The organism is Cryobacterium sp. RTC2.1, from assembly GCF_035018685.1.
Classification (GTDB): domain Bacteria; phylum Actinomycetota; class Actinomycetes; order Actinomycetales; family Microbacteriaceae; genus Cryobacterium; species Cryobacterium glucosi.
On the sequence record NZ_JASJXJ010000029.1, the window covers coordinates 14,236 to 29,919 of the forward strand.

General features: G+C 63.6%; 18 protein-coding genes and 2 pseudogenes. 13 read left to right on the plus strand and 7 right to left on the minus strand.

Annotated features, from left to right (window positions below; translation table 11 throughout):
- Positions 1-71 precede the first annotated feature (71 nt).
- The 6 genes and pseudogenes from QN357_RS05910 (at position 72) to QN357_RS05935 (ending at position 6,462) form a co-directional block, all read left to right on the plus strand.
- Positions 72-818: a hypothetical protein gene (locus tag QN357_RS05910; protein WP_322137469.1), complete on the plus strand. Its 747-nt coding sequence runs from the start codon at positions 72-74 to the stop codon at positions 816-818.
- An 83-nt stretch (positions 819-901) separates the two neighbouring features.
- Entirely contained in the window at positions 902-1,408 is a 507-nt protein-coding gene (locus QN357_RS05915) for a hypothetical protein (protein WP_322137468.1), read from the plus strand.
- Positions 1,409-1,877: 469 nt separating this feature from the next.
- Positions 1,878-4,451, plus strand: a pseudogene (locus QN357_RS05920) (FtsK/SpoIIIE domain-containing protein); the annotation flags it as partial.
- A gap of 137 nt (positions 4,452-4,588) precedes the next feature.
- Complete coding sequence (locus tag QN357_RS05925) at positions 4,589-4,855, plus strand: WXG100 family type VII secretion target (RefSeq protein WP_322137467.1); 267 nt, start codon at positions 4,589-4,591, stop codon at positions 4,853-4,855.
- Between the two features lie 87 nt (positions 4,856-4,942).
- Complete coding sequence (locus QN357_RS05930) at positions 4,943-5,764, plus strand: hypothetical protein (RefSeq protein ID WP_322137466.1); 822 nt, start codon at positions 4,943-4,945, stop codon at positions 5,762-5,764.
- A 62-nt stretch (positions 5,765-5,826) separates the two neighbouring features.
- Positions 5,827-6,462 (plus strand): hypothetical protein, encoded by a 636-nt coding sequence (locus tag QN357_RS05935; RefSeq protein ID WP_322137465.1) that lies wholly within the window; start codon positions 5,827-5,829, stop codon positions 6,460-6,462.
- Here QN357_RS05935 and QN357_RS05940 read toward each other — a convergent pair.
- Positions 6,439-6,654, minus strand: a complete 216-nt coding sequence (locus QN357_RS05940; RefSeq protein WP_322137464.1) for a hypothetical protein — start codon at positions 6,652-6,654, stop codon at positions 6,439-6,441. The two genes, QN357_RS05935 and QN357_RS05940, sit on opposite strands and share 24 nt — an antisense overlap.
- A gap of 182 nt (positions 6,655-6,836) precedes the next feature.
- On the opposite strand from QN357_RS05940, the gene QN357_RS05945 reads away from it, so the two are divergent.
- Positions 6,837-7,121 (plus strand): hypothetical protein, encoded by a 285-nt coding sequence (locus QN357_RS05945; RefSeq protein ID WP_322137463.1) that lies wholly within the window; start codon positions 6,837-6,839, stop codon positions 7,119-7,121.
- Between the two features lie 132 nt (positions 7,122-7,253).
- On the opposite strand, the gene QN357_RS05950 is transcribed toward QN357_RS05945, so the two are convergent.
- The 4 genes from QN357_RS05950 to QN357_RS05965 form a co-directional block, all read right to left on the minus strand.
- A complete protein-coding gene (locus tag QN357_RS05950) occupies positions 7,254-7,391 on the minus strand; it encodes a hypothetical protein (RefSeq protein WP_322137462.1) in 138 nt (45 codons plus the stop codon).
- A gap of 101 nt (positions 7,392-7,492) precedes the next feature.
- Positions 7,493-7,834 carry a hypothetical protein gene (locus QN357_RS05955; protein WP_322137461.1) on the minus strand — a complete coding sequence of 114 codons (342 nt, stop codon included), beginning with the start codon at positions 7,832-7,834 and terminating at the stop codon, positions 7,493-7,495.
- Positions 7,834-8,103, minus strand: coding sequence for a hypothetical protein (locus tag QN357_RS05960; protein ID WP_322137460.1), 270 nt, complete (start codon positions 8,101-8,103; stop codon positions 7,834-7,836). Before QN357_RS05960 ends, QN357_RS05955 begins: the two co-directional genes overlap by 1 nt.
- Positions 8,100-8,384: a hypothetical protein gene (locus tag QN357_RS05965; protein ID WP_322137459.1), complete on the minus strand. Its 285-nt coding sequence runs from the start codon at positions 8,382-8,384 to the stop codon at positions 8,100-8,102. Before QN357_RS05965 ends, QN357_RS05960 begins: the two co-directional genes overlap by 4 nt.
- A gap of 131 nt (positions 8,385-8,515) precedes the next feature.
- Here QN357_RS05965 and QN357_RS05970 point away from each other — a divergent pair, with 131 nt between their 5' ends.
- The 5 genes and pseudogenes from QN357_RS05970 to QN357_RS05990 all read left to right on the plus strand — a co-directional run bounded on the left by QN357_RS05970 (position 8,516) and on the right by QN357_RS05990 (position 12,864).
- A complete protein-coding gene (locus tag QN357_RS05970) occupies positions 8,516-8,725 on the plus strand; it encodes a tyrosine-type recombinase/integrase (protein ID WP_322137458.1) in 210 nt (69 codons plus the stop codon).
- Positions 8,722-9,666 (plus strand): tyrosine-type recombinase/integrase, encoded by a 945-nt coding sequence (locus tag QN357_RS05975; RefSeq protein ID WP_322188009.1) that lies wholly within the window; start codon positions 8,722-8,724, stop codon positions 9,664-9,666. Before QN357_RS05970 ends, QN357_RS05975 begins: the two co-directional genes overlap by 4 nt.
- Entirely contained in the window at positions 9,663-10,655 is a 993-nt protein-coding gene (locus QN357_RS05980) for a tyrosine-type recombinase/integrase (RefSeq protein ID WP_323504673.1), read from the plus strand. The genes QN357_RS05975 and QN357_RS05980 overlap by 4 nt, the downstream gene beginning before the upstream one ends.
- 109 nt (positions 10,656-10,764) lie before the next feature.
- Positions 10,765-11,382 (plus strand): annotated as a pseudogene (locus QN357_RS05985) (transposase); the annotation flags it as partial.
- Positions 11,383-11,640: 258 nt separating this feature from the next.
- Positions 11,641-12,864, plus strand: coding sequence for an IS110 family transposase (locus tag QN357_RS05990; RefSeq protein WP_323504674.1), 1,224 nt, complete (start codon positions 11,641-11,643; stop codon positions 12,862-12,864).
- Between the two features lie 209 nt (positions 12,865-13,073).
- On the opposite strand, the gene QN357_RS05995 is transcribed toward QN357_RS05990, so the two are convergent.
- A complete protein-coding gene (locus tag QN357_RS05995; protein WP_322137453.1) occupies positions 13,074-13,982 on the minus strand; it encodes a hypothetical protein in 909 nt (302 codons plus the stop codon).
- Positions 13,983-14,392: 410 nt separating this feature from the next.
- The gene (locus QN357_RS06000; protein WP_416172946.1) at positions 14,393-15,082 is read right to left on the minus strand and encodes an IS256 family transposase; all 690 of its coding nucleotides are present in this window, start codon (positions 15,080-15,082) and stop codon (positions 14,393-14,395) included.
- Positions 15,083-15,574: 492 nt separating this feature from the next.
- Here QN357_RS06000 and QN357_RS19525 point away from each other — a divergent pair.
- On the plus strand, positions 15,575-15,684 hold a 110-nt coding region (locus QN357_RS19525), incomplete at its 3' end, for a transposase (RefSeq protein WP_416347608.1).

Below are 15,684 nucleotides of genomic sequence, written 5' to 3' on the forward strand. Positions count from 1 at the left end.
AGGCCATTTCGGCGCGGTTGAGCGCCCCCTTTGTCGCATGTCTCCCTCCTGACGCCACAGGGAGGCACAAATTGTCAAAACAGATTCTTACCGCGGAGCACGCAGCGGAACTGGCCGTACGAATCCAGGCAGCCGGGCCATTCGAAACGGCGAAGATGCGGTCAGCGCGCGAAGACCGCAACAGCGCGCGTGTCGATGGTGGCCGTGAGGAGGAACCAGCGATTCCACCGGCGGCGTGGGGGCTTGCTGCTTTCGCCGAAGGCGCAGTGAAGAAGGCCGGCGCACGTTGGGCGGCCGCCAACCCTCAGCTGGTCTGGGACGACCTTCTGCAGGTTGGCCGCATGGGAGCGGCCGCGGCGGCCTTGACGTTCAACCCGTCTAAGGGTGCTTTCGTCGCCTACGCCAAGAACGACATCAACGGCGCCATTCGCTCCTACGCATCTGAGATGCACGAAAACGTCTGTATCCCCTCTGACCTGGTGAGCTCAACCCAGCGTGGCTCCGACGCCCAGAAAGCCGCCGCCGGGGCGTGGTCCAATACGGCCTCGTTAGATACAGATGACGCCGACAGCGTGCCTCTCCGTGAGCGCATCGGAGCGCCGGAGCCGACGCTCTCCATCGAGGAGAAGCAGGCGATCCGCGCAACAGTCAAAACCCTGAGCCAGGTGTCCCAGCGTGTGCTCGCCTTGGTCATCGATGCCGATATGACCTCTGCCGCCGCCGCTAAGGTCCTCCTTACCTCAGAGCAGGCCGTCCGCGCAAATCTCAAGCGCGCCCTTGCCGCCCTCGCACCCCTTTTAAAAGAGCTGCTCGGCTGACGTTGCGTTTTGGAAGCCCCTCACTCCACTACTAACTGAGGAGGCGAGGCGCCTCCAGAAGACATCGATCAGAAGGAACGCACATGAAATGCAACGTCATCTCTCGCCTAGAAGTGGTTGAGAACGACGTCTACCTGAGAACGCGCAGCGGACGAACAGTCACTCTTTTTGCCAAGGTCGAAGTAGTTGAAGGAGCCAGCCCTCCGGCAGCTGAACTCAGGATCGGTGTGGTCGAGAGCCCCGTCTGTCGAACGGTCCGGGTAACGTCTGACGATTTCGTCGACGGCGAGTTCGATCTCTCCGATGTCCACGACGAGCTCCACTCGATCGCATACGGCATTGGCAAGACGTTCGGTCTCGACGTGTACAACGCATCGCTTCCTGGCGCCGACAACATCGCATGGACGTTAGCCGACGAGCTCACCGGTGAATACCGCGAGCTCGTGATTGACCAAACCGCCGAAATGGCAGTGTTCCGATCTGGCGCAACCCCAGCTGAGGCAGCAAGCGGGGCGAGTCCTGATGATGAGCAACCCGTCGAACCTATCGAGGTTTTACCCCAACCCACCCAAGAAGGACTCACACAATGAGAACCGAGATAGACGCGCACATCACCAAGCTTCAGAGAATGAATTCACGAATTCACGAACTCCGGGAAATTGCCTACCACTATGACGCCCGGGTTTACCGCGGATGCAGCGAGGACCGCTACCGCGCATTGGCGAACGAATACTCGAACCTGGCCAACGACTTCTCTGACGCTCTTCGGGCGGCGGCGGCACATTGGCCGTGGCCTCACCTGCGGGCACCCAGCGTCCCGTCCTCCTCGGACGACACGTTTTACAGCTCGTACGACTGCCCGGAGTGCTTCCATGACGGAACAGACCTGGTCTTCCCGGCGCCACCAACGTGCCAGCGGTGCGGTGTCTTTGTCGAGCACGTTCCGCTCTGAACACCATCCCGACCGGAACTATCTGCTCGCGCGATGGAACCGTCCACTGAGTCAGATTGCGAGCTCGATGACTTCTTGTCGGATTTCAGGAAGGTACCGCGCATGTACTTCCTGAGGGAGTCGACCGGCTCCCTCTCGACCTGGTGCGCCAGCCGGATGCCGTGGTTGAGCGGTGGCGGGAGAACAACTCCCTGACCCTGCGCGACGGTTCGCCGCCGCAGCGTCGCAAGAAGGAGGGCAACCTGCGCGCCCTCGTGGGTCATGCCGGCGCGGAACCGTTCTATCTCGACCTCCGTACCCAGGGCCCGCACGCTCTCGTCGGCGGCACGACCGGAGCGGGCAAGAGTGAGTTCCTTCAGGCGTGGGTGCTGGGAATGGCCGCCGCGCACAGCCCCGACCGGGTCACGTTCCTCTTCGTGGACTACAAGGGCGGCGCGGCTTTCGCCGACTGCGTGCAGCTGCCGCACACCGTCGGACTTGTGACCGACCTGTCGCCGCACCTCGTGCGGCGGGCACTCACCTCGTTGCGTGCCGAGCTGCGGTACCGCGAGCACCTGCTCAACCGCAAGAAGGCCAAGGACCTGGTGTCGCTCGAGAAGACCGGTGACCCCGAGACGCCGCCGAGCCTGCTGATCATCGTCGACGAGTTCGCCGCCCTCGCCCAGGAGATGCCCGAGTTCGTCGACGGCGTCGTGGACGTGGCCCAGCGCGGACGTTCCCTCGGACTGCACCTCATCCTCGCCACCCAGCGACCCGCCGGCGTGATCAAGGACAACCTCCGGGCCAATACCCCGCTGCGGATCGCACTGCGGATGGCCGACGCCGAAGACTCGAGCGACATCCTCGGCACGCCGATGGCCGCGCATTTCGACCCGTCGATTCCGGGCCGGGGCGCGGCGAAGACGGGGCCCGGCCGCATCGCTGCCTTCCAGACCGGGTACGACGGCGGGTGGACGACCGACGCGCCCGCGCGGCCCCGCATCGACGTGCACGCGCTCAACTTCGGCACGAGCACGCCCTGGGATCTCCCAGAGCCGACGATCGCGGAAGTGCGCGATCCCGGCCCGAACGACATCGCCCGCATGGTGGTCACGATCACCGCTGCCGCTGCGAAGGCGGCCGTTCCCGAACCGCGCAAACCGTGGCTCGACGAGCTCCGGGCCGTCTATGACTTCATGGAGCTTCCGCATCCTCGCACCGACGAGCGCCTGCTGCTCGGCGTGATCGACGATCCGAAGACCCAGTCGCAGCCCACGATGTACTACGAGCCCGACCGTGACGGCAACATGGCCATTTATGGCGCCGGCGGCGCAGGCAAGAGCGCGGCGCTCCGGGCGCTCGCCGTGGCCGCGGCGGTCACATCGCTCGGCGGCCCGATCCAGGTCTACGGCCTCGACTTCGGTGCCGGCGGGCTGCGAATGCTCGAAGACCTGCCCCACGTGGGAGCGATCATCTCCGGGGACGACGATGAACGCGTCATCCGCCTTCTGCGCACCCTGCGCGATCTGGTCGACGACCGTGCAGTGCGTTACGCGGCGGTGCGCGCCGGCAGCATCGGCGAGTACCGCCTGTTGGCGAACCTCCCGGACGAACCTCGCATCCTGCTGCTCGTGGACGGGATCGGCGCGTTCCGGGAGTCCTACGAGTTCGCCTCCAATTCCCAGTGGTTCACCGTCTTCGCTCAGATTGCGGCCGACGGTCGCCCGCTCGGCGTGCATGTGGTCATGACAGGAGACCGGGCAAACGCCGTGCCGAACTCGATCAGCTCTACCGTGCAGAAACGCCTCGTACTGCGCCAGGCGACCGAGGAGGAGTACATGCTTCTTGGGGCTGCCAAGGACGTGCTCGACGTCACCTCGCCACCCGGTCGCGGCATTATCGATGGAAATGAAGTGCAGCTGGCGATCCTTGGGGCGAGTTCGAACCTTGCCGTGCAGTCCCGCGAGGTGCAGCGGCTGGCGGCGAGCATGCGTCGCCAGGGCGTCGCCGAGGCTCCTCCGGTCGGTCGGCTCCCCGAGAGCACGACCCTGGGCGGACTGCCGGTCCTCGATGTCAACGGCCTGGCGGTCGTCGGTATTGGCGATGAGGGCCTGGCCCCTCTCGGCATCGTCACCCGCGGTGCTTTCCTCATTTCCGGTCCTCCCGGCAGCGGGCGCACGACCGCGCTCGCGACCTTCGCCGCTTCGCTCCGCCGTGTTCGCCGGCGACCCGCGCTCGTGCTGTTCAGCGCCCGCCGGACTGCGCTCAGCCAGACTCCGGGCTGGGAAGAGGTCGCCGACTCCATCGACGACGTGGTGGCTTCGGTCACCCGGCTCACCGACCGCATCGAGGAGAACGAGTTCGCCCCCGGTGAGCTCGCCCTGCTGATCGAGGGCATCACCGATTTCACGGGCACGGATGCCGAGCATCCGCTCGACCGGTTGATCAAGCTCGCGGTGCGGGCCGAACTCTTCGTGGTGGGGGAGGCGGAGAGCTCCACCTGGTCGCAGGCCTGGACGCTCGCCGCCGCATTCAAGGCCGGCCGTCGCGGCTTGCTTCTGATGCCCGGCGACATGGACGGGGACACCCTGCTCGGCACCTCGCTAGGCCGGCTCAAGCGCGGCGACTTCCCACCGGGCCGGGGCTTCCTGGTCGGCGGCGGCCGGTCGGCACGCCTGCAGATCGCCCTGGGTCAGCCATGAGGCCCGCACGGCATGGGGAATTGACCCCATCGACGCGTACCGGGCCGCGCACCTAGCTTTGCACTAGGCACACAGCCGAACTGCAGAAAACCGGCTCCGGATGTTCCGGATTCCGACAAAGAAAAGGGGAATGAAAAATGGCCGTATGGGGTCTTGATGTAGAACAGGTTCGCCAGCTCAGTGGTCAGCTCTCGCAGAAGGCGGGCGACATCGAGTCGGTACTTTCCACCCTCACGAACACGCTCGGCAACACGCAGTGGACGGGCCCCGACTCGGAGTCTTTCCGCAGCGACTGGTCCGGCCAGCACACGACGGCGCTGCGTCAGGTCATCGAAGCCCTGAAGAACGCCTCCCAGAAGGCTCAGGCCAACGCCCAGGCGCAGGAAGAAGTTTCCCGCGGCTAGTCGGACCCCTCAGTGGAGTGCGGCCCGCGGCGGCCGCACTCCGAGTGAATCATCGAATCAAGGCCGCGCACGCGACAGGGGATGAGCATGGCAGGAATGTACGGGGCCGACGTCGAGCAGCTGCGAGCGCTCGCGAAGGTCTTCAGTGATGCGAGCGATCGCCTGGAGCGTGACCGGATGACGGTCGGCAACCAGATCAAGATCAACGCCTGGGTCGGGCCCGTGGCCACCCAGTTCCGGATGCAGTGGGACAGCGAGCACAGCGTGTGCGTCGCATCCGCTGCGCACCTGCTCGCCGAGAGCGCGACGAAGCTGCGCAAGAACGCGCAGGAGCAGGAAGACGCGAGCCGCAGCGACGGGCCCAGTTCAGGGTCGAGCCGAGCCGCATTCCCCATCGGTGGTATCTCGGATTTGAGGACGATGTGGGCGACCGCTGGCCGCATCCCGGAGGACATCCTGAGGAGTTTCTTCGCTTCGAATGCCAATAGGAGCGTTCAAGATCTCATCGATGCGATTCGGGAAGGCGAAGTTCCGGGTCGAATCAAACCGTGGGACCTGCTGGCCTCAATAGGTGCGGTACGGGATATTCCTGGACTCAGTGTCCTATCGAATTTCATGGATGTTGCGCATGACGTCGACAAGATTCAGAACGGGACGTTTGATGGCTATGACGCTGCCGATTGGATTTCCAAAGGACTCAAGGCCAATGGGGATCCTGTTTCCCGGCTGTTGGGGGCCAACGTCAAAGTTTGGTCCGAGGTCTGGCGCGAAGGAAGCAAGGCTGATTTCTCGCAGGCAACGATTGACAACAACGCAAACTTTGCCGCGACCAATCCGGGCGCCGTGATCGAGGAAATCGGTAAGGCCACCTTCCAAGTCGGGTCAAAGCTGGTCGGCTGGCTGCTGTAGTCAGCTTGCACTTTAGTAGTCCTGAGCTCGCCTATTCTGCACGACCCATTGAGGGGAAATTCATGACCATAGTACTGACCGACGACGAGTTGGTTGCCGTTGCCGTTGAGCAGAGGTCCGAATGGTTGGGCAATCTACCGACCGTTTCGGCTTCGGACGCCGCAGACTTGTTGAAAGCCTCCGCGCGAGGCTACCGTTCCCTTGCCGTTCGCAGCCTGCTCAGCGCTAATAGTCCCGGTGACTCTCGTCTCGCGCCCGAGTTGCTTGTCGCAGTCGGTTCTGCAGTTGGACAACGGCCACTGCTGTACGTCTATATCGCAGATGCGTCTGACCCACTGACTGTGACGGGTTCCTCTATCGCGGTCTTCTCTCCCGCAACCAAATCCTCGGATACCGTGACAGTGGTCGTCACTCTGGCCAGTGGAATCAATGAGATCGACATTCTCAAAAAGTCGTTGGCAGCGAGCTCAGCTCGCGCCTTCATCAACCAAATCTATCTGGAAGGGTTCGGTCCGGCCAGAGACTCTGACGCGCTCGAAGCGGTAGCCCTGGTGTTGGGGACCGACGGTACAGACGTCTTGCGCGTCACTCACGGCGTGGTTAGACAGGGCGCTCTCGTGAGTGGGGAGTCGGAAGCAGTGATCGCGAACGAGCGGCAGCTTGACGAATTCCCGTCAGCGCTCTTCACGATTCTGTGATGTCAGCGGGTCGAAAGCGCAGATTTCCGACTGACCGGAGCTGAGCACGTACTGGAGTTCGTACGACACCCTTTTGCTCGTCACGGGGATACTGACCGCATCGATTGGGCTGCTTCCGGTGACGGGCATTCCGACGCGAACGCGGGTCCTGGCCATGGCGATCGGGGCTGCCGTGATCGTGCTGTCGATCATTACCGGGAACATGCAGTCGTTGACGTATCCGAGCCAGGTGTCGTTCGGCCCGGTTATTCCAGTTATGGGCGCTGTGCGAGTGTTGTTCGTTGCGCACAAGGCACGGAGGACATCCGAGCAGGAATCTTTGGCCGCGCTGGACCGGGACGAGTCGGGGCAGGAGAGGACGCTCGTCGAGCAGAATGCACCGCTCCCGGTACCCTGCCGGCAAGTTACTTCCGGCGCTTCCTGCGGCCCTTCCGCAGCTGATGGAGCCGGTTCCCGCACCAATTCTCGAGCTGACTCCGGCCGAGCTCGCCGCTGACCGGGCCACCTCGGCTGGTGACCTCGCCGACCTGGCGTATCTCCACCCCGGGCCGCTCCCCGCGATCGCCGCGAACCCGTCGGCGTACCCGGAACTGCGGGAGTGGATCGCCGCGGCCGGCGACCGACCCGCGCCGGGCGGCCCGACGTGCTCGGTGGGCTGAGCTGCATAGCTTTTTCTGTGACGGCGAAATCTCGGCGCGACTACATTCATTTCTCGATGTCCCTGCCGTTCTGCCCGCTTCATTCTCGCGCCATTCTCATGGCGTTCGGTAGGTGCTCTGCAACGTGGGACTCTAGCCTTCCGGCTTACCATCCAACCCGAGCTGCGGCTCGGTGTAAAACCACGGCTCTTTGCCGGTCATCTCTGCGGCCGTGGCCCACGCCTCATCTGCTCGCAGGTGGGCCGGATTACTGCCCGCGTCGATGTCCACGGGCCGTACGCTGCGCCTCAGAAGCCGTATTCGTGGTGACCTCCAGAGCAGCGCCGAACTTAGCGGTTCCGGCTCGCGGCCCGTCGCGTCGCTCATATCGGTCAGGCTACCCGCCATTCTGGCCGGATCTCCGGCATCGGCTCCGCATCTATCCAGAGGACAGGTGCCGAGGTCTCGCCACCGGCACCGATCATGTCGTCCGGGTCGCGCCAGGTCCACCAACCCCGTAGCCCCTTACTGAGCTCGAAGCGGCCGACGTGCTGCATCCTCCCGTCGGTGATGAGGTGCGGGCCGGCGCTACCCCTGGCGACACCGCGTCCGAGCCTGATCGATCCGTTCTGGTAGAGCCGGACGACGACTATCTCGGCGTCCGTTACGGCGGTGTAAGAAAATCCGCGCGGACTGTCGAGCCCGATTCTCAAAGGGCCAAGGCCGTCGTCCATCACGGCAGCGGCTCGAACGGCGGACCGGGCAGCTGCTCGACCGAGAGGACGATGCCTCCGGTGAAGTGGACGGCACGGCCGTCATCGTCGAAATCTATCAATGCCGGCGAGCCTGCTTCCAGCCGGACGCCTGCGCATGGTGCGTATGGGAGCCCCTCGGCAGCCGAAGCCATGGCGCGGCCGGTCACTAGGTGCCGCGCGTAGAGAATCACTTCTCGGGTCGTCGTGATTTTGAAGAGTGAGAGCTTGGTCAGGTCGTGTGTTGTCATGCGGAGTACATGCGCGGGATGCTCGGCGGCTCGAATTCCAGGGGGTTAAGTTCTACGACGTCAAGGACAAGGCCGCCGATGAAGGCCTTACCGCCGAGCCATCTGAGCTGGGCAGGCTCGCCCAATTCAAAGCTGATTGCACAGCAGTACAAGTAGGGGGCACCCTCGCCAATCGAGGCGGCGGACTTCGCCGTCGCCTTAAACCTGAGAAAGAGTATGACTTCGCTGGAAGTAGTGATTTTGAAGGCCGAGAATTCCCTGGAGTCTTGGGTCGTTTGCATGCCGAGTACATGCGCGGTACACCTGCCGTGCAGGCCTAAAAAGGCACGATCGCGATCTCGAACCATGCGGGCTGCTGCGCGCCGATCACTCAGTCCCTGAGCACACGGCGCGCATCGGCCAGGGTTAACACGTGGCTCTCGCGGATGAGAAGCCGTTCGGGCCCCACCGGTTGCGCCATGGCCTGGCCGAGGCGATGGTCGCCGCCGAAGTCCCGTTGGCCGGCATCGGGCAGGTGCTGCGCCATGAGGATCCGGCGACAACTGCGAACTACGCCCGCGTCGACGTGGTGCGGTTGCGACAACTGGCCCAACCCTGGCCGGCCGGGGGCGAACTCTCATGACCTGGTCGGAGGACGTCGATGACTACATCCGCCTGCGCCGTCAGCTCGGGGCCCATTTGCACTGGCCCGAGCACCTGCTGCACCAGTTCGCCACCCACCTGACGAACGCCCACATCACAGCAATCACCATCGCTGACGCGATCGCTTTCTCCAGCGGCCTGCCTGCCGGGGAGACGACTCCGCCGGCGACGCGGGCATCCACGCGGATGACCGCGGTCCGCGGCTTCGCCGACTACATGCACGCGCTGGATCCGATCCATCAGGTCCCGCCCCGCGGGATCTTCTCAGATCCCCTTCATCGCACAAGTCCCTACATCTATTGCCCTCTCGAGATCACCGCGGTGATCCATGCCGCAGCGGCGCTGGTGGGCGGCCGCCGCGCCCGGACCTACCCGGTGCTGTTCGCCTTGCTGGCCGCGACCGGAATGCGCGTCGGAGAGGCTATCGGGCTCGATCAGGCTGCAGTGGACCTCGACGCCGGGGAGCTGGTGATCAGCCGCGGAAAGGGTGATCCGCGACTGGTCCCGCTGCACCCCACCACAACCGCAGCGCTGGGGGGCTACGCGCACTGGCGCGACGACCAACACCACGACAATGCTCGGACGCGATCCGTCGCGTTCTTCACCGACCCGGCAGGTGAGCGGCTGAAATACGCGGCTGTTCTTGATAACTGGGTCCAGGCGTCCACGGCGTCGGGGCTGCGCACCCCAACACAACACCCCCGGATGCATGACCTGCGTCACACGTTCGCGGTCAACACTTTGTTGGGCTGGTACCGCGACGGCGTCGATGTTGCCGCGAAGATGCCTGCCCTGTCCATTTACCTCGGCCACTCCAAGCCCGCCGACACTTATTGGTATATCAGCGCCGTCCCCGAGCTACTCGCCTACGCCGCCACCCGGCTGGAGAACGCGACCGACCGGCAGCAGGGGCAATCATGACGTCCCTCGCGCCGCTGTTGCAGGTGTTCTTCACCGACCGGCTCCTCACCCAACGCCAATCCAGCAGCAACACGATCGCCTCCTACCGCGACACCATCACCTTGCTACTCGGCTATGTCTGCGCCCGGACCGGCAAGGGGCCTTCCGATATCGACATCGGCGACCTCGACGCCGACACCATCACCGGATTCCTCCACCACCTGGAAGAGGTCCGCGGAAACAGCGTTCGCACCCGCAACACCCGCCTGGCCGCGATTCACTCTCTTTTCGCCTACGCCGCACTGCGCCACCACGAACATGCCGAAGTCATCCAACGCGTCCTGGCGATCCCGGCCGCACGCCAACGCCGCACCGTTGTCACCTGGCTGGAGCCCGCCGAAGCCAACGCGCTACTGAAGGCCTGCAACCGGCACACCCGCACCGGCCAGCGCGACCACGCTCTATTCACCCTGGCGATCCAAACGGGACTGCGCGTCAGCGAACTCCTCGGCCTCACCATCGCCGACATCCAGACCGGGGCCGGAGCCCACGTCCACTGCCTCGGGAAAGGCCGCAAAGAACGCCGAACCCCGCTGCTTCCCGCCACCGTCAATGTCCTAAAACGATGGATCACCGAACACGGCGGCCCTCCCAGCGCACCGCTGTTCACCAGCAGCACCGGACGAGGCCTCAGCCGCGACGCGCTCGAACACCGAATCCACCACAGCATCACCGTCGCAGCCGCATCCTGCCCCTCGTTGATCGGCAAACACGTCAGCATGCACACACTGCGGCACACCGCCGCAATGCGACTACTCCACGCCGGGGTCGACACCAGCGTCATCGCCCTCTGGCTCGGCCACGAACAAATCGTGACCACGAACATCTACCTCCACGCCGACATGACCCTGAAAGAGGCCGCGATCGCCAAAGTCACCCCGCTCACCGTCCCCGCGGCCGGACGATACCAGCCCACCGACACCGTCCTGGCATTCCTCAAAGCACTGTGATTATGCCGACCTTTTCAGCCCGGCTCCCGCCTGGAAGCTGGGATCGGAGACCAACATCGGCATAATCACAAGGTCGGCATAACACGACTTATGCCGATGTCGGCATAACACGTGGGACATCACGAAGTTGGCGGGCCCGATCAAGAGCAAGTACTTCAACTGCTACGTGATGATCGATATCTTCTCCCGCTACATCGTCGGCGCGAAGGTCCACCCGGCCGAGTCCGCCATCCTGGCCGCGGAAATGATGACGGAAACCTTCGGCATCCACGGCACCCCGCAGGTCGTCCACGCCGACCGGGGCACGTCGATGACGAGCAAGACCGTCGCCGCGTTGTTGTCGGATCTGGAGGTCACCAAGTCGCACTCCAGGCCCCGGGTCAGCAACGACAACCCCTACTCGGAGTCGTGGTTCAAGACGTTAAAGTTCGCCCCGGTGTTCCCAGAACGCTTCGCGAGCCTCGGCGACGCCCGCCGCTTCATGGACACTTTCGTCGAGGGTTACAACCACACCCACCATCACACCGGCATCGGCCTGAACACGCCCGCTGACGTCCACTACGGCCTCGCAGCAGGCAAAGCCGCCGAGAGGTCCGCGACCCTGGCTGAAGCCCGGGCCAGGAACCCGGAACGCTTCAGCACCAGCGTCGATCCCAAGATCCCTAACGCGGCCTGGATCAACAAGCCTGCCGAAGCACAAGAAGACGAGACGAAACTAGCCGCCTAACTCACGCTGGCCCCATTAAACTTGACGGTGATGATGGAAGTAGGCCGTGGAATGGTGTGACTCCAACCTTGACTGACGCTTCTTGAAGCTGTCCTTAATTTGATCCGTCCACCGTTCCGCGGCTTGCATCAAACGCATTCGCCAGGCGGACATGACCTAATAGGAGCTTGACCAAGAAGTCCCATCACCGTCTTGTCTGCCCACCTGGCGAACGCGAGTCCACCCTGTTACTCGAGCGTCAGAGGAGCTATTCCCATCATGACAAACGACGACATCAGCGTCATCGCCGGCATCGACACCCACGCCGACACCCATCACGTCGCCATCATCACCAATTACGGCAAACACCTTGCCGATAAGAAGTTTCTGGCCGTGGGATCCGGCTACCGGGAAATCGCCGAATACATCACCCGGTATGGACCGGTGATCGCTGTCGGCGTCGAAGGAACAGGGTCCTACGGTGCTGAATTGACCCGGGTCCTGATCCACGAGGGCTTCGAGGTGAAAGAGGTCAACCGGCCCAATCGCCAAGCCCGACGCATCCACGGCAAGTCCGATCCGCTAGACGCCTACCAGGCCGCCGAATCTGTTCTCGCCCAGCGCGGCACCTGTACACCAAAAGCCCGCGACGGTAACGTCGAAGCCCTCCGGGTGCTGCGCACCGCGCGCACCAGCGCGATGAAGGCACGCACCGCGGTACTAGCGCAGATCAGCGCCGTACTGACATCGGCCCCAGAGAGTATCCGGGCCAAATATCGGGGCAAGACCAGCGAATCCCGTGCCAAAAGCATGGCCACCTCGCGCCCGACCGGAGACATCACAGACCCCCTCGTCGCGACCGCCGTCACGCTCAAACGCATGGCCGCCCGCCATGCCTACCTCACCACCGAGATCGATGACTGCGACGCCGAGCTCGCCCGCATTATCGCCGAGCACGCCCCAGCCCTGACCCTGATCAAAGGTGTCGGCACCGCCGTAGCCTCCCAACTGCTGGTCACTATCGGCGACAACCCCGAGCGCCTGACCACAGAAGCCCAATTCGCCGCATTGGCCGGCGTCGCACCGATCCCTGCGTCATCGGGCAAGACGACACGGCACCGGCTCTCCCGCGGTGGCGACCGCGCCGCGAACTCCGCGATTCACCGCATCGTTCTAGTGCGCATGGCGAAGGACCAACGCACCCAGAATTACGTCGTCAAACGCACCAGCGAGGGCAAAGGCAAGAAGGAGATCATGCGCTGCCTCAAGCGCTACGTCGCCCGCGAAATATACCGCGTCCTGCAAAACCCACGGCCCGGCCTGCTAACCAACGACCTGCGTCCACGTCGCCTCGCATTGCACCTCACCCAGACCGCAGTAGCACTCGAGCTGAGCGCCTGGCCCAAAGCCATCTCGCGGATTGAACGCGGCGCCACCCAAGATCGAGTCCTTTCTGAGCGCTACCGCACATGGCTCAGTGAACAACCCAAAGTCAGCGCTTGACAACAATAGGAGCATCAAATTCCGTATCGGCGGAAATAGGCTCGAGGTTCCGCTCACCTGCGCCAGAGTCCGCCGCCAACGAGGACCTCACGGTTTCCTCCGAGCGGGCGAGATTCGATAGATACGCTGAAACAGCGAAATCTTCTGCAAAATGTCAGCGGGCACCACAACTGGAGGTCGTGGTGCCCGCTGATCACGTGGTGCGTTTGTTAGTTGTTGTCTGTGTTGTCTGTGTTGTCTGTGTTGTCTGTGTTGTCTGTGTGCTCGGTGTTGTTCGACATGATCAGTAGTCCCTTAGGCTGGATGGCGGCGAGGGCCTTGATCGGGTTCAAGGTTCCATCGGTCAGGTTGAGGGTCGCGAGGTAGGCGGGTCCGGCATCGGGCGTGACTGACGAGATGGCCTGCCCGGCGGAGAACGGTCCAGTGACGGCGTCAATAGTGTTGTGGGTCGGGTCGGTGATCCAAAGCGTCTGCTCGGGCCGGCCCGCGAAGACGGTGTCGTCCATCGGCTGCGCCACTGAAAGAACGTGAAGCGTGGCTGAGGGTTCTGCGCGGGAGGCGAAGACGAGTTGCTGGTCGCCCTGGGCGGTGAGCATGAAGTCACCGCCGAACCGAGACGCTGTGCGGGGGACCATGGTGTTTGAATCGGGATCCGTCAGGGCCAAGTTCACGCTGTGGCCTGCGTTGGCACCATTGGCTGCGGTCGCTAGGGCGTTGTCGGCGAACAGCGGGGTGAGGGTTGCTGTCGTGCCGTCAAGGTCCACGAAGTACAGGGCCGGACCGGTCGCGTTGGTGGGCGCCGAAGCGGAGATGACGATCCGGCCGTGGACGAGAGAGATCGCGTCGGTGCCACCGCCATGGGTGAGGCCCGCGTAGTCATAGGTCTTCACCGCGTGCTCGTCATCGGGGGACAGGGTGCTGAAGTGGGAGTTGCCGTCTTCATTGGTGGTGATCAGCAGGCGGTGATGAGCGTTGTCGGCGGTGAGGCCATCCACTTTGCCGGTGACCTGCCACGACGTGCCCGGGCGACCGTCCAACCCGTATTCCTGGATTGTGCTGGAGGTGACTCCGCTCGGGGACGCTTCCCCGAGCGAGCCGACCCCGTTCTGAAAAGCCACGAACACATGATCGCCCAAACGGGAGATGTCATCTGGTTTGGACTCGGCTCCGACGGCGGCAAAGGAATACACCGTGTAGCCCGTTGGCGGGGTGGAGTCCCGGTGTTCCACAGCTGAGGCCGGAAGTGCTGAAGCTCCCAGAGCACCAATTGTCACCGCCACACCCAGGATTGCGAACGATGTGCGCTTGAACTGAACAAATGCGTGACGCAAGAGATCCATCCTTTGATCGTCGATATGGTTCCGATCGAACGATACGGATCTCGCAAGGCATACCCCTGATAAGGGGGACAACGGTGGGGAAAGCTGAGATGAACCTCAGGTGAACGAACCCTTTCATAAGTCCCCGGGAACAGCGATTCGGAGATGCAGCCATGCGTCGACGTCGACGCTCGTTGAAAAGTAGGCCGTTAGCGAAACTGGCCTACTTTTCGAAGAGCGCTGACACCAGGCGTCGCTGCAGTCGGCTGCTCGCGCGACACGCGGCGCCTGACCTGCAAGCCCAGGATCTCGCGGTGGCCGTCCTTGTTCACGCCCGTCGCGAGGAGCGCGTGGACGTTGGCGACACGGCCGCCCTCGCGCACCTTCAGCACCAGGGCGTCGGCGGCGACGAACATGTAGGGGCCGGCGTCGAGGGGCCTCGTGCGGAACTGCTCGACCTGCTCGTCGAGGTCTTTGGCCATGATCGATACCTGCGATTTGGAGAGGCGGGTGATGCCGAGGGACTCGACGAGTTTCTCCATCCGCCTGGTCGAGACTCCGAGGAGGTAGCAGGTCGCCACGACGCTGGTCAGGGCGGCCTCGGCGCGGCGGCGGCACTTGAGGAGCCAGTCCGGGAAGTAGGTCCCGGTGCGCAGCTTCGGGATCGCGACGTCGAGGGTGCCGGTGCGGGTGTCGAAGTCCCGGTGCCGGTAGCCGTTACGGGAGTTGGTCCGGTCGGCGGAGATCTGGCCATACTCGGCGCCGCAGACGGCTTCGGCCTCGGCGCTCATCAGCGCGTTGATCAACGTGGTCAGCATCTGCCGCATCAGGTCCGGCGAGGCTTGCTCGAGTTGTTCGGACAGAAAACGGGCAGTGTCAATAAAATGGGGTGCGGTCATCGCGTGTACTCCTGGTGACGTCCCCCACGCGTGAACCTTGCCATGGCCGGTGGCGACCAGTTCGGGATCGCGCGGCCGGGTGCCGGGGCGGGCGCCGTGCCAAATTTCGTCCTCGGGTGACAACCCGGCGGATCTTCTCTCTCTTCACACCGCGGGGGTGTGTGGTTAACCACATTGCTCTCAGTCGTGCCTAGTGACCGTTTGGTCACACGGATATGGTCTCGATGCCGGTGCCGACGACACCGCCAGTTTTGCTCGGGCGCGCTGCAAATGGACTCTGCACGAGCGTGAACGATTTTGTGGGAACGAAGACGTTGTGCCGCTTTCCGTGCTTGTGCCCTCGCCCGGCGATCGCTAGCAAAGGACCACACTCTTGTATTTTGAACTGGTTGCAGCGCCGGATGCCCGTGCTGGTTTTGATTGGTCGGGACTGCCCCCGGTTTGGTTGACTCCTGACCTGTGGAGATTCGTCTTCGCTGGAAAGATGTCATCATGCCCAAGCCCTACCCACCCGAGTTCCGCCGTGATGTTGTCGCGGTCGCCCGGAAGCACGAAGCCCCGCTGAATCAGATCGCGAAGGACTTCGGGATCTCGGAGTCCTG